The organism is Mycobacterium asiaticum, from assembly GCF_001673315.1.
In the GTDB taxonomy this organism is placed as follows: domain Bacteria; phylum Actinomycetota; class Actinomycetes; order Mycobacteriales; family Mycobacteriaceae; genus Mycobacterium; species Mycobacterium asiaticum_B.
In genome coordinates this window covers 333,132-347,063 of the sequence record NZ_LZLQ01000015.1, presented here as the reverse complement: position 1 = coordinate 347,063, position 13,932 = coordinate 333,132, and the positions used below count along the sequence as shown (strand labels likewise).

Here is a 13,932-nt window from a genome sequence, read left to right as displayed (position 1 = left end):
TGCCCGAATTGCCAAACATGACTGGTGGACGCCACACGACAATCATGACGAGGGTGCGGCTCACGTCGTAAGTGCGTGAGTCTGCGCTGGTGGCGTCGCTAGTGGCGTCGTAAGCGCGCGAGTGTGCGCTGGTGGCGTCGGAAGTGCGCCGAGCCTGCGCTGGTCGCGTCGAAACTGCACTCAGCGCGTCATTTGCAGCGAATCGACGCGCTGGACGCATGCTCGATGCGGTGGACGCAGGCTCGACGCACTGGACGTAGGCTCGACGCACACAACACAGGCTCGACGCGGTGGACGCAGGCTCGACGCGCTGGACTCATGCTCGATGCGGTGAACGCAGGCTCGATGCACACAACGCAGACTCGACGCGCTCAACGCAGGCTCGACGCGCTGGACTCATGCTCGACGCGGTGAACGCAGGCTCGATGCGGTGAACGCATGCTCGACGCGCTTAACGCAGGCTCGACGCGCTTAACGCAGGCTCGCCGCCACCAAACGCAGGCTCAACGCACCAATAGCAAACTCGACGCCACCAAACGCAGGCTCGACGCCCAAAAACCCAGTCAGTCGCAGGCCGAAATGACACCGAGCGCGCGATAGACCTCGTTACTGAGCGCGACACTGCGCGGATCGGCGTTGGCCTTGCTGGCGTCGAAGCGATTCGACACGTATCCGTACCCAATCCGGTGTTCGAGGTCGACAAACGCGAACGAGCCGCCTAACCCGCCGTGTCCGAATACCTGTGGGTTGGGGCCGTTGATGCACCGCTGATTGAGCATGTACCCCAGGCCCCAGCCGTGATCGGCAACCCGCGGCCCCAGCACCAGGTCCGGTTCCAAACCGCCCTGACACACCCGAATCAAGTCCATGTGTTCGCGGCTCAGCAGTTTCTCCTGCGCCAACGCGTTGTAGAACGTGGCCATACCGAGCGCCGACACCTGGGCGTTGGTGCCGGGGAATTCCAACTGCCGCCAAAGCTGCAGGTTTTCGGTGTCGAGGTCGTCGTCGGCGAGGAACCCCATCGAGATCGACATTCCCGCCTTGGGGTGGTCGTCCAGGCTGGTGGGATCGCTCGGCGCTTGCAGCTCGGCAAGCAGTTGCCGGCCGGTCGGCTTGTTCACCCGCTCTGCGCAGCGCGCCTGTTCGGCCGGCGTCAAGCCGATGTGGAGCTCGGCGCCGATCGGTTGGGCGATCTCCGTGCGCAGGTACTGGCCGATGGTGCGGCCCGTGACGCGGCGGAACACTTCGCCGAGAATGAATCCGAATGTGGTCATGTGGTAGCCCTGTGCAGTGCCCGGCTTCCACCACGGCTCGGCAATGGCGAGCTGGCCACAGACGTAGTCCCAGTCGCAAAGCTGCTCGGTGGTCAGCCGCGTGCGCGGGCCGATGACGCCAGAACGGTGACTCATCACCATGGCCAACGTGATTGCGTCCTTGCCGGCCTGCCCGAACTCGGGCCAATAGCGGGTGATCGGAGCATGTAGGTCCAGCTCACCGCGGTCCGCCAGCTGGTGAACGCAGGTGGAGGTCAGACCCTTGGTGCCGGACAGCACCGTGGTCAAGGTGTCTTCCTGCCACGGCCGCCTACCCGCGGCGTCGGCCGAGCCACCCCAAAGATTGACCACCAGATGACCATCGACCCATACCGCTACCGCGGCCCCGACCTCGCCGCGCAGCGCGAAATTGCGCTCGAACGCGTCGCGCACTCCGACGAAGTTCGACGCGCATGAGCCTTGAATACTGACACTTTCGAGGTCGCTCATCGCGCCTTTCTATCGTGCAAAATCTTAGCTCAGAGCGGGCGACGGGAATCGAACCCGCGTAGCTAGTTTGGAAGACTAGGGCTCTACCATTGAGCTACGCCCGCAAGTGTTAGTCGAGCCAGACTGTACGTGGTGGCGTAGATCAAATCTAATCGACGCAGGCGCGTGACCGCTCCGTGAAGTTATGCCTGAGTGCCCGGAGGTCCGTGCAGCGCTCCGGCTTGCGGGCCGTAGGATCGCGTGGTCAGCGCGGGGTGTAGCGCAGCTTGGTAGCGCATCCGCTTTGGGAGCGGAAGGCCGCAGGTTCAAATCCTGTCACCCCGACCAGCTCGCCCAGCCGCATGGCCGCATGCAGGAACGACACATACCGAGGAGCACGCCGTGAAGAGCACTGTCAAGCAGTTGAGCCCGACCCGGGTTCGCATCAACGTGGAGGTGCCGTTCACCGAGCTCGAACCTGATTTCCAGCGCGCCTACAAGGAGCTCGCCAAGCAGGTCCGGCTGCCCGGCTTCCGGCCCGGCAAGGCGCCGGCGCGCCTGCTGGAGGCGCGGTTCGGCCGCGAGGCACTGCTCGACCAGGTCATCGAGGAAGCCGTGCCGAGCCGCTACGGCCAGGCACTCACCGAATCGGACGTGCAACCGATCGGACGACCGAACATCCAGGTGACCAAGAAGGAGTACGGCGAAGAGTTGCAGTTCTTCGCCGAGGTCGACGTCCGTCCCAAGCTGGAGATGCCCGACCTGGACGCACTGACAGTCTCGGTTGACGCAATCGAGGTCGCCGACGAGGAAGTCGACGCGGAGTTGCAGTCGCTGCGCGCCCGGTTCGGCACCCTGATTGGCGCGGACCGTCCGGTGCAGACCGGCGACTTCGTCTCGATCGACCTGTCCGCGACTGTCGACGGCGAGGAAGTACCCAACGCCACCGCCGAGGGCCTGTCACACGAGGTGGGTTCTGGCCGGTTGATCGCGGGCCTCGACGACGCGCTGGTGGGGCTGTCCGCCGACGAGTCCCGGGTGTTCACCGCCAAGTTGGCCACGGGCGAGCATGCTGGACAGGACGCCGAGGTGACGGTCACGGTCAAGTCGATCAAGGAGCGTGAGCTGCCCGAACCCGACGACGAGTTCGCTCAGCTAGCCAGTGAGTTCGACACGATCGACGAGCTTCGGACCAGCCTCGCCGAACAGGTTCGCAACACCAAGCGTGCCCAACAGGCCGACCAGATTCGCAACGCCGCCCTGGACGCGCTGCTCGAGCAGGTCGACGTACCGGTACCAGATGCGATCGTGCGCTCGCAGATGGACGAGACCTTGCAAGCGGCGATGAGCGGCCTGGATCAGGATCCGGCCAAATTCGCCGAGGTGCTCGAACAGCAGGGCTCCTCGCGCGAGGAGTTCGAGGCCGAAGCGCGGACCTCCGCCGAGAGGAACGTCAAGCGGCAGCTGCTGCTGGATGCCATCGCGGATGAGCTCGAAATCGAGGTAGCCCAGGAAGACCTGACTGAGCGGTTGGTGCTGACGTCCCGCCAGTACGGCATCGAGCCGCAACAGCTGTTCGCTTATCTGCAGGAGAACAATCAGCTGGCCGCCATGTTCGCCGACGTGCGGCGCGGTTTGGCGGTCGCGGCAGTGATCGAAAAGGCGACCGTCACCGACAACGACGGCAACCCCATCGACACCAGTGAGTTCTTCGGCAAGCGGCGTCCGGACCATGACCATGACCATGATCATGAGCACGACCACGAGCATGACCATGATCATGAGCACGACCATGAGGACGAAGACGACGACGAGGCTGCCGAATCCGACCAGGACGACAGCCAAACAAACGAAGCCGACGAACCCACCTCGTGACGCTCTGAGCGAACGTGCCGTCTCGGGTGATCAAACGGCGGGTCTGGTTGGTTAGTGTCGGTGCAACAAGCAATTCAGAAAGTAGGTGTCCCCACTGTGGCAAGGGTGACTGACATGCGTGCGAACTCGTTGGGTCTCAACCTCACCGACTCCGTCTATGAGCGCTTGCTGTCCGAGCGCATCATCTTCCTGGGTTCGGAGGTGAACGACGAAGTCGCCAACCGGCTGTGCGCGCAGATTCTGCTGCTTGCCGCCGAGGACGCGGACAAGGACATCAACCTCTACATCAACTCCCCGGGCGGATCGATCAGCGCCGGCATGGCCATCTACGACACCATGGTGTTGGCGCCCTGTGACATCGCCACGTACGCGATGGGCATGGCCGCATCAATGGGTGAGTTCCTGCTGGCGGCGGGCACCAAGGGCAAGCGCTACGCACTGCCCCACGCCCGGATCCTGATGCACCAGCCGCTGGGCGGGGTGACCGGTAGCGCCGCCGACATCGCCATCCAGGCCGAGCAGTTCGCCGTCATCAAGAAAGAAATGTTCCGGCTCAACGCCGAATTCACCGGACAGCCGATCGAGCGGATCGAGGCCGATTCGGACCGCGACCGCTGGTTCACCGCACAAGAAGCACTGGAATACGGCTTCGTCGACCACATCATCACCCGCGCCGCCCACATCACCAACGGAGAGCCTCAGTGAATCCTGTGAACCCTCAGACCCAACCCCAGGCGCGCTACATCCTGCCGTCGTTCATCGAGCACTCCAGCTTCGGCGTCAAGGAATCCAACCCGTACAACAAGCTGTTCGAGGAGCGCATCATCTTCCTCGGCGTGCAGGTCGACGACGCCTCGGCGAACGACATCATGGCTCAGCTGCTGGTGCTTGAGTCGCTGGACCCGGACCGCGACATCACCATGTACATCAACTCACCGGGCGGTGGCTTCACCTCTCTGATGGCGATCTACGACACCATGCAGTACGTGCGCGCGGACATTCAGACGGTGTGCCTCGGTCAGGCCGCGTCTGCCGCTGCGGTGCTGTTGGCGGCCGGGACGCCGGGGAAGCGGATGGCGCTGCCCAACGCGCGGGTGCTGATCCACCAGCCGTCGCTGTCCGGCGTCATTCAGGGGCAGTTCTCCGACCTGGAAATCCAGGCCGCCGAGATCGAGCGGATGCGCACCTTGATGGAAACCACCCTGGCCCGGCACACCGGGAAGGACGCCGAGGTCATCCGCAAGGACACCGACCGCGACAAGATCCTGACCGCCGAAGATGCCAAGGACTACGGGATCATCGACACCGTTCTCGAGTACCGCAAGCTCTCCGCGCAAAACTCCTAACCTCGACTAACCTCGACGAGCACGCCGAAAGCACCCGTGGAATTCCTAAACCGGGTGCTTTTTGCGCCTACTTGCGCATGGGGGTCGCGGTAGGGTTGTGCCTGAGGGTTCGCCATGCGGCGGAGCCACCGCGTCGGTGGCGTCACAACCGCGACACGCCAGAGACACGGAATGCGCGTCTCGACGAGTGCCGGACGCCCTTGGGCTATATGTTTCATGCACGACTAGCGCAAATATCGGAGTGAATACCAAGCGAGCTATTCGACGTTAACGGTCGCGGCAGGCCGGAACTAACGGGTAGCGTCGTGGGATACCAGCGGCAAGCAACACCAATCGGCGACACAGGAAGTAGGCCCTGAGGCATCATGGCACGCATCGGAGACGGCGGTGACCTGCTGAAGTGCTCGTTCTGCGGCAAGAGCCAGAAGCAAGTCAAGAAACTGATCGCTGGTCCCGGCGTATACATCTGTGACGAGTGCATCGACCTCTGCAACGAGATCATCGAAGAGGAACTCGCCGACGCTGACGATGTGAAGCTCGACGAACTGCCCAAGCCCATCGAGATCCGTGACTTCCTTGAGGGCTACGTGATCGGGCAGGACACCGCCAAGCGCACGCTGGCGGTTGCGGTCTACAACCACTACAAGCGCATCCAGGCCGGCGAAAAGGGTCGGGACTCCCGTTACGAGCCGGTTGAGCTGACCAAGTCCAACATCCTCATGCTCGGCCCGACCGGCTGTGGCAAGACCTACCTGGCCCAGACGCTGGCCAAGATGCTCAACGTGCCGTTCGCCATCGCGGATGCCACCGCTCTGACCGAGGCCGGTTACGTCGGTGAAGACGTCGAGAACATCCTGCTCAAGCTCATCCAGGCCGCGGATTACGACGTCAAGCGCGCTGAGACCGGCATCATCTACATCGACGAGGTGGACAAGATCGCTCGCAAGAGCGAGAACCCGTCCATCACCCGGGATGTCTCCGGCGAAGGTGTCCAGCAGGCTCTGCTGAAAATCCTGGAAGGCACTCAGGCGTCGGTTCCTCCCCAGGGCGGCCGCAAGCACCCGCACCAGGAGTTCATCCAGATCGACACCACCAATGTGCTGTTCATCGTGGCGGGTGCGTTCGCGGGTCTGGAGAAGATCATCTACGAACGTGTCGGGAAGCGGGGTCTGGGCTTCGGCGCCGAGGTGCGTTCCAAGGCCGAGATCGACACCACCGACCACTTCGCCGAAGTGATGCCCGAGGACTTGATCAAGTTCGGCTTGATTCCTGAGTTCATCGGCCGTTTGCCGGTGGTCGCGTCGGTCACCAACCTGGACAAGGACTCGTTGGTCAAGATCCTGTCCGAGCCCAAGAACGCACTGGTGAAGCAGTACACCCGGTTGTTCGAGATGGACGGTGTTGAGCTCGAGTTCACCGAGGAGGCGCTCGACGCGATCGCCGACCAGGCAATCCACCGCGGCACCGGCGCCCGTGGTCTGCGCGCGATCATGGAGGAAGTCCTGCTGCCGGTGATGTACGACATCCCGAGCCGCGACGATGTCGCCAAGGTGGTTGTCACCAAGGAGACCGTCCAGGACAACGTTCTGCCCACGATCGTGCCGCGCAAGCCGTCGCGCTCCGAGCGCCGCGACAAGAGCGCCTGACCTTTCGCCGCCTTTCGCCGAGTCCAAGACCGGCGGGATCGCCGCGTCGTAGTGACGAACACCACAGTTGGGTGTTTCGCCGTCGGCGGCCACGCGCTGACTTCGGCTTTTAGGTGGCTTTTACCTGCGTACTCACTGGTAACACGGCATTGGACGCGGCTATACACCCTAAGAAAAGTGTCATAATTGGTACCGCCAGTGACATAAAACGTCAGAGCGGGCCCGGCACGTCGACGCGCGTAATCTGAAACTCGACGGAGTGCCTGTCCGGACACCAGTGGAAGGCGGAGACGTGGATCTGAACGGCAATGGCGCCGGCGCAGAGTCTCATAACGGATCCGGTCGGCAGCGCCTGGAGAATGTCGTTATCCGGTTCGCCGGCGACTCTGGCGACGGCATGCAGTTGACCGGCGATCGATTCACCTCTGACGCGGCGCTTTTCGGGAACGATCTGGCCACTCAACCCAATTACCCCGCCGAAATCCGCGCTCCCGCAGGGACTCTGCCCGGCGTCTCCTCTTTCCAGATCCAGATCGCCGACTACGACATCCTCACCGCCGGGGACCGCCCCGATGTGCTCGTCGCGATGAATCCCGCAGCGCTGAAAGCGAATATCGGTGATTTGCCGCGCGGCGGAATGGTGATCGCCAACTCCGACGAGTTCACCAAGCGCAACCTGACCAAGGTCGGGTACGTCACGAATCCGTTGGAAACCGACCAGCTCGAAGAGTATGTCGTGCACGCGGTCCCGATGACCACCCTGACCCTCGGTGCGGTCGAAGCGATCGGTGCCACCAAAAAAGACGGTCAGCGCGCAAAAAACATGTTCGCCCTGGGGCTGTTGTCGTGGATGTACGGACGGCCGATCCAGACCAGCGAGAACTTCATCCGGGAAAAGTTCATCCGCAAGCCCGACGTCGCCGAGGCTAACGTGCTGGCGCTCAAGGCCGGCTGGAACTACGGCGAAACCACCGAAGCGTTCGGCACCACCTACGAGGTGTCCAAGGCGTCGTTGCCGCCCGGGGAATACCGGCAGATCTCAGGCAACACCGCTTTGGCGTACGGGATCGTCGCGGCCGGTCAACTTGCCGACAAGCAGGTGGTGCTGGGCAGTTACCCGATCACGCCGGCGTCGGACATCCTGCATGAGTTGTCCAAGCACAAGAACTTCAATGTCATCACGTTCCAGGCCGAAGACGAGATCAGCGGTATTTGTGCGGCCATCGGCGCCTCCTACGGTGGCGCACTGGGCGTCACCAGCACGTCGGGGCCCGGCATCTCGCTCAAATCGGAAGCACTTGGCCTGGGTGTGATGACCGAGTTGCCGCTGATCGTCATCGACGTCCAGCGCGGCGGTCCGTCCACCGGTCTGCCCACCAAAACCGAACAGGCGGACCTGCTGCAGGCCCTGTTCGGCCGTAACGGCGAGTCGCCCGTCGCTGTGGTGGCGCCGCGGTCGCCCTCCGATTGTTTCGAAACGGCTATCGAGGCGGTCCGGATCGCGGTGTCCTATCACACCCCGGTGATCGTGCTGTCTGACGGTGCCATCGCGAACGGGTCCGAACCGTGGCGTGTCCCGGATTTCAGTTCGCTGCAGCCGATCAAGCATGTTTTCGCGAATCCGGACGAGCCCTTCCAGCCGTACGCCCGCAACCCGGAGACCCTCGCTCGGCAGTTCGCCGTTCCCGGCACTCCCGGCCTGGAACATCGGATCGGCGGTCTGGAAGCGGCCAACGGGTCCGGCGACATTTCCTACGAGCCGGTCAACCACGACCTGATGGTCCGGATTCGACAGGCCAAGATCGACGGCATCAGCGTTCCCAATCTCGAGGTGGACGACCCGACCGGTGACGCCGAGTTGCTGCTGATCGGGTGGGGCAGCTCCTACGGGCCCATCGGCGAGGCTTGCCGACGGGCGCGGCGCAAAGGCATCAAGGTCGCCCATGCCCACTTGCGTCACCTCAACCCCTTCCCGGCAAACCTGGGTGACGTGCTGCGCCGCTACCCGCAAGTCGTGTGCCCGGAGATGAACCTCGGTCAGCTGGCGATGTTGTTGCGCGCCAAGTATTTGGTGAATGTGCAGTCAGTCAGCAAGGTGCACGGCCTGGCATTCCTGGCCGACGAAGTGGGTCGCGTTATTCGCGCCGCGCTGGGCGGGACATTGGCTGACATTGAGCAAGACAAAACGATGGTCGCCCGGTTGTCGGCGGCCACGGTTGGAGCGGGGAGCTGACGCAGATGACTGACCTGATCGGCACGGACCTGGGTGTCACCCCGAAGTTGACCAAGAACGACGGGGTGCCCACTCTTTCTCCGGAGGACCGGCCCCAGAAGGGCAAGGACTTCACCAGCGACCAGGAGGTGCGTTGGTGCCCCGGCTGCGGTGACTACGTCATCCTCAACACGATCCGCAACTTCTTGCCGGAACTCGGGCTGCGTCGCGAGAACATCGTGTTCATCAGCGGCATCGGCTGCTCCAGCAGGTTTCCGTACTACTTGGAGACCTACGGGTTTCATTCGATCCACGGGCGGGCGCCGGCCATCGCCACCGGTCTGGCGTTGGCGCGGGAGGACCTCTCGGTCTGGGTGGTGACAGGCGACGGTGACGCGCTGTCCATCGGGGGTAACCACCTCATCCACGCCCTGCGCCGCAACATCAACATCACGGTGCTGTTGTTCAACAACCGGATCTACGGCCTGACCAAAGGGCAGTATTCGCCGACGTCAGAGGTCGGCAAGATCACGAAGTCGACACCCATGGGCTCGCTGGACCACCCGTTCAACCCCGTGTCCCTGGCGTTGGGCGCCGAGGCGACGTTCGTAGGTCGGGCCTTGGACTCTGACCGTGCCGGATTGTCCGAAGTACTACGGGCTGCCGCGCAGCACCGTGGGGCTGCCCTGGTCGAAATCATGCAGGACTGCCCGATTTTCAATGACGGCTCGTTCGACGTGCTGCGCAAGGAAGGCGCCGAGGAGCGGGTGATCAGAGTCCGCCACGGCGAGCCGATCGTCTTCGGTGCCAATGGCGAGTTCTGTGTGGTGAGGTCGGGCTTCAGCCTCGATGTGGCCAAGACCGCTGATGTGTCCGTGGACGAAATCGTGGTGCACGACGCGCATTCCGATGATTCTGCGTACGCCTTCGCCCTATCGCGCCTGTCGGACCAGAACCTGGACCACATGGTGATGGGTATCTTCCGGGATATCAGTCGGCCCACTTACGACGACGCGGCCCGCTCCCAGGTGGTAGCGGCCCGGAGTTCAACAGCTTCTGACGATGCCGCGTTGCAGTCCCTGCTGCGTGGCCGCGACACTTGGACCGTGGACTGAGGTGGCAGCACAGGTGTCTGACGACGTTTCCCAGCCCGGCGCACTGGCCGGCGTGGTACTTGCCGGGGGTGAGTCGCGGCGGATGGGCCGGGACAAGGCAACACTGCCATTGCCGGATGGAAGCACCACGCTGGTCGAGCATGTAGTCAATGTCCTGACGCAGCGGTGTGAGCCGGTGTATGTGATGGCGGCTCCGGGGCAGCCGTTGCCCGCACTGCCGGTTCCCGTCCTGCGTGACGAGATGCGTGGTCTGGGACCGCTGCCGGCCACGGGGCGGGGCCTGCGTGCCGCCGCGGCGGCGGGGGCGCAGCTTGCGTTCGTCTCAGCGGTCGATATGCCTTCGCTCACAACCGATTTGATCGACGAATTAGTGCGTCTGGCTGTCGAGACCAAAGCCGAAGTGGTGATGCCGTGGGATGGTCGCAGCCATTATCTGGCTGCGGTGTACCGCACGGATCTAGCCGATCGGATCGATGCGCTGGTTGCCCGGGGAGCGCGCCGCATGAGTGCCTTGATCGACGCGTCGGATTCGCAGCAGATCGTGATGCCGGAGACGGCGGCCTTGACCAACGTTAATACCGAGGCTGACCTGAGAACACCTGCGCGCACTGGGCGCTGACGTACGGATCGCGTACCCGGCGCGAAACCCGCTGTGAATAGCCGACGTTAAAGATTTGGCCCCCAATTGCCCTGCAGCGCAGGGCATTGCCTTTCCGAACCAGCAACGGATTGCCGAAAAGGTGTTCCACGCACAAACTTCCGAGCCGCCCGGCTCCAAGAATGGGTATGCAGATGTGTGACCAGCTCGTCTGTCGTTACCAGTGTGTGGGACACGTCACGTACGTCGCGCCGGACCGGTGCAAACGCACCGCGGCCGTGCAAACCCGAAATCCGGTGTCCCAGCTCACAATTTGTGCGTGATTCGGCTCACGAAACCGTGGCTTGTTCATCGACTCGACGCTGTCTCGAAATGCAGGATTGACCTGCGAGAACCATTCGGGATCCGCGGCTTAACCGAGTCGTGACCGCAGCGAGACCTCCGCGCAGCCGAGATGACGAATCCAAATCGTTATCGTACGGTCCTGTTAGCCCGAAAACGGGTCGCAATAAACGCAAAATTGAATCCACGGACCCGCGTGTGAGCGGAGCTGGGGACGGCAGCCGGATACCGGAGCCGCGCCACAGGTGACGGTTAGCAGCCGCGCCGGGCAAGTAAGCCCTCCGCTGTCGTGCCGAAACGAGACGGCACGCCTTGAAGCTGATATCTCCGCGTCTCTTGACGCAGCAAGCAACAACCAACCCACAGCTGTGGGCTGGCTTCAGCGCGCGCGCAACGAAAGGGAACAGCTTGAAGAACGTCCGCAAGACGCTCATCCTGGCCGCGATCACCGGAACCCTCGTGACCATGCCGGGCGCCGGCATCGCTCACGCAGATGCCGAGGGCGTAGACCCGAACGTGGCGCCTGGCTTCGACCCCAACCTCCCGGCACAAGACGCACCGCCGGTCGACCTGCCGCCGGAGTTGGCCGCGTTCGACCCGAACCTGCCGGCCCCGGACGCGCCGCCCGTCGACGCGCCGCCGGCCCCGGAGCCTGCCGGCTTCGACCCGAACATGCCGGCTCCGGACGCACCACCGGTCGAGCAGGTGCCCGCGCCCGCACCCAAGGCCTACAGCGTCAACTGGGACGCGATCGCGCAGTGCGAGTCCGGCGGCAACTGGGGGATCAGCACCGGTAACGGCTTCTCCGGTGGCCTGCAGTTCACCTCCAGCACCTGGCATGCCAACGGTGGCTCCGGCTCTGCAGCCGGCGCCAGCCGTGAGGAGCAGATTCGGGTGGCCGAGAACGTGCTGCACTCGCAGGGCATCGGCGCCTGGCCGGTCTGCGGCCGCCGCGGCTGACCACCGATTAACGAATAGCGACAAATGCCGGGCTAACCAGCCCGGCATTTCGTCGTTTCGGCCCGGAGTAGCGTCAAGCAGGTGACCGATACGCCACGCGAATTCGACATCATTGTGTACGGAGCGACCGGCTTCGTCGGGAAGCTGACCGCCGACTACCTTGCCCGGGCAGGGGGAGACGCACGCATTGCGCTGGCGGGCAGATCGACCGAGCGCTTGGAGGCGGTCCGCAAGAGTCTCGGGTCGTCCGCGCAGTCCTGGCAATTAGTTACCGCCGACGCCTCGTCCCCGGAATCGCTCAATGAGATGGCCGCTCGCACCCGGGTCGTCATCACCACTGTCGGCCCCTACACCCATTACGGACTGCCGGTGGTGGCCGCATGTGCCGCGGCCGGCACCGACTACGCGGACCTGACCGGTGAGGCAATGTTTGTCCGCGAAAGCATTGACCTCTACCACAAGCAGGCTGCCGACACCGGTGCCCGGATCGTGCACGCCTGCGGGTTCGACTCGGTTCCCTCGGATCTGAGTGTCTACGCGCTGTACCGCGCCGCGCGCGAAGACGGCGCCGGGGACCTGGCTGACACCAACTTCGTTGTCCGCTCATTGCGGGGCGGCGCATCCGGGGGCACCATCGCCTCGGTGCTGGAGGTGTTGCGTACCGCCTCCAGCGACCCCGACGCACGCCGTCAGATGGCCGACCCGTACACCTTGAGCAGTGACCGCGGGGCAGAACCGGAGTTGGGGAAGCAACCCGACCTCCCGCTGCGTCGTGGGAGTCAACTCGCGCCCGAACTGAGCGGAATATGGACGGCAGGCTTCTTGATGGCGCCGTATAACACCCGAATTGTGCGACGCAGCAACGCTTTACTGGACTGGGCTTACGGTCGCGAGTTCCGCTACACCGAAACCATGAGCGTGGGTTCGTCGCCGCTGGCGCCGGTCGCGTCGGCCGCCATGACCGGCTTCGGCAACGCGATGTTCGCCGTCGGCAGCCGCGTCTTCCACCGGCTGCCGCGGGGCCTGGTGGAACGCGTCGTCCCCAAACCCGGCAGTGGTCCCAGCGAGTCGACGCGGGAACGCGGTTTCTACAAGGTGGAGACGTACACCACGACCACCTCGGGCGCGCGCTACGTAGCGCGGATGGAGCAACGGGGCGACCCGGGTTATAAGGCGACGTCGGTGCTGCTGGGTGAGTGCGGTCTGGCACTGGCCAAAGACCGCGATAAGCTCCCCGACCTGCATGGCGTCCTCACTCCGGCGGCGGCAATGGGTGACGCTCTGCTGGACCGGTTCCCGGCAGCGGGTGTCTCACTGCAGACCGAGAAGTTGGCTTGACATGCGAGTTGAAATCGTTCAGCGCCAGAGGGTGTCGATCCAGATCGGGTGAGTCTACTGTCGTAGATGACTCGCCCCGACGAACCAGCGACGAAGGCGGAGAGCGATGGCCGACCTTGACGATCTTTATCAGCGGATTCCTACAGCCGAACTCGCGACCAGGCTAGGCACTGATCAGGCAGAGATCGACAAGGCGGTGCATACGCTGGTGCCGGTCCTGCTCAGTGGGCTGCAACAACATTCGGAGGATCCCGAACACGCCGGCAAGATCGAGTCCGCGGCCAGCGGTCACGCCGCCCGCGGTCTGCTCGATGCCGGCGGCGGCGGCCCGACCCTGGATCAAGTGGACGAAAATGACGGGCACCAAACGGTCTCCACACTGTTCGGCGGCAAGGACACCGGCGAAGTCGCGTCCGCACTGGCCAGCGGCGGGACGGGCAACAGCGAACTCTTCAAGCAATTGCTACCAGTGGTGCTGCCGATCGTGTTGGCCTACATCGGAAAACAGCTTGACTCCGGCGCAGGGCAGGAGTCCAGCACGCAGCAGAAGGGCTCGGGCGGCCTGAGTGACATTCTCGGCAGCATCCTGGGCGGCGGAAACGACAAGCCCCTCGGCGGCATCCTCGGCAGTGTGCTGGGCGGTAAGGGCGGCGGGCTCGGCAATATCCTCGGCGGTTTGTTCGGTGGAAAGAAATAGTAGGCGCCGCAACGAATTTCGTTCAGCACAGCGGATGTGGCGTTCGAAGGATTAACAGGAT

Annotated in this window: 11 protein-coding genes and 2 tRNA genes; 11 read left to right on the top strand and 2 right to left on the bottom strand. The window is 63.7% G+C overall.

Going from position 1 to position 13,932, the window contains the following annotated elements:
- Positions 1-563: 563 nt before the first annotated feature.
- Together A5636_RS02825 and A5636_RS02820 are read right to left on the bottom strand one after the other, a co-directional pair.
- On the bottom strand, positions 564-1,763 hold the full coding sequence (locus tag A5636_RS02825; RefSeq protein WP_065157151.1) for a serine hydrolase domain-containing protein: 1,200 nt from the start codon (positions 1,761-1,763) through the stop codon (positions 564-566).
- Positions 1,764-1,796: 33 nt separating this feature from the next.
- A tRNA-Gly gene (locus A5636_RS02820) sits at positions 1,797-1,867 on the bottom strand.
- A gap of 146 nt (positions 1,868-2,013) precedes the next feature.
- On the opposite strand from A5636_RS02820, the gene A5636_RS02815 reads away from it, so the two are divergent.
- From A5636_RS02815 to A5636_RS02765, 11 genes are all read left to right on the top strand, one after another.
- Positions 2,014-2,090 (top strand) — tRNA-Pro (locus A5636_RS02815).
- A 54-nt stretch (positions 2,091-2,144) separates the two neighbouring features.
- The gene (tig, locus tag A5636_RS02810) at positions 2,145-3,617 is read left to right on the top strand and encodes a trigger factor (protein ID WP_065157150.1); all 1,473 of its coding nucleotides are present in this window, start codon (positions 2,145-2,147) and stop codon (positions 3,615-3,617) included.
- Between the two features lie 96 nt (positions 3,618-3,713).
- Complete coding sequence (locus A5636_RS02805; protein ID WP_155763514.1) at positions 3,714-4,322, top strand: ATP-dependent Clp protease proteolytic subunit; 609 nt, start codon at positions 3,714-3,716, stop codon at positions 4,320-4,322.
- Complete coding sequence (gene clpP2 / locus A5636_RS02800; RefSeq protein WP_155763513.1) at positions 4,319-4,963, top strand: ATP-dependent CLP protease proteolytic subunit ClpP2; 645 nt, start codon at positions 4,319-4,321, stop codon at positions 4,961-4,963. Before A5636_RS02805 ends, clpP2 begins: the two co-directional genes overlap by 4 nt.
- 365 nt (positions 4,964-5,328) lie before the next feature.
- On the top strand, positions 5,329-6,609 hold the full coding sequence (gene clpX / locus A5636_RS02795) for an ATP-dependent Clp protease ATP-binding subunit ClpX (RefSeq protein WP_065157147.1): 1,281 nt from the start codon (positions 5,329-5,331) through the stop codon (positions 6,607-6,609).
- Positions 6,610-6,901: 292 nt separating this feature from the next.
- A complete protein-coding gene (locus A5636_RS02790; protein WP_155763534.1) occupies positions 6,902-8,842 on the top strand; it encodes a 2-oxoacid:acceptor oxidoreductase subunit alpha in 1,941 nt (646 codons plus the stop codon).
- Positions 8,843-8,847: 5 nt separating this feature from the next.
- The gene (locus A5636_RS02785) at positions 8,848-9,936 is read left to right on the top strand and encodes a 2-oxoacid:ferredoxin oxidoreductase subunit beta (RefSeq protein ID WP_065157145.1); all 1,089 of its coding nucleotides are present in this window, start codon (positions 8,848-8,850) and stop codon (positions 9,934-9,936) included.
- A 1-nt stretch (position 9,937) separates the two neighbouring features.
- Positions 9,938-10,555: a molybdenum cofactor guanylyltransferase gene (gene mobA, locus A5636_RS02780; protein ID WP_172827136.1), complete on the top strand. Its 618-nt coding sequence runs from the start codon at positions 9,938-9,940 to the stop codon at positions 10,553-10,555.
- Between the two features lie 729 nt (positions 10,556-11,284).
- A complete protein-coding gene (locus A5636_RS02775; protein WP_065157144.1) occupies positions 11,285-11,836 on the top strand; it encodes a transglycosylase family protein in 552 nt (183 codons plus the stop codon).
- 81 nt (positions 11,837-11,917) lie between these two features.
- Positions 11,918-13,174, top strand: coding sequence for a saccharopine dehydrogenase family protein (locus A5636_RS02770; RefSeq protein ID WP_065157143.1), 1,257 nt, complete (start codon positions 11,918-11,920; stop codon positions 13,172-13,174).
- A gap of 106 nt (positions 13,175-13,280) precedes the next feature.
- On the top strand, positions 13,281-13,871 hold the full coding sequence (locus A5636_RS02765) for a DUF937 domain-containing protein (RefSeq protein WP_065157142.1): 591 nt from the start codon (positions 13,281-13,283) through the stop codon (positions 13,869-13,871).
- The last annotated feature ends 61 nt before the right edge of the window (positions 13,872-13,932 follow it).

Excerpts from the sequence above, each read along its gene's own strand:
- A5636_RS02765 (WP_065157142.1), top strand. The coding sequence starts at position 13,281 with ATGGCCGACCTTGACGATCTTTATCAGCGGATTCCTACAGCCGAACTC.
- clpX (WP_065157147.1), top strand. The coding sequence starts at position 5,329 with ATGGCACGCATCGGAGACGGCGGTGACCTGCTGAAGTGCTCGTTCTGC.
- A5636_RS02825 (WP_065157151.1), bottom strand. The coding sequence starts at position 1,763 with ATGAGCGACCTCGAAAGTGTCAGTATTCAAGGCTCATGCGCGTCGAAC.
- A5636_RS02785 (WP_065157145.1), top strand. The coding sequence starts at position 8,848 with ATGACTGACCTGATCGGCACGGACCTGGGTGTCACCCCGAAGTTGACC.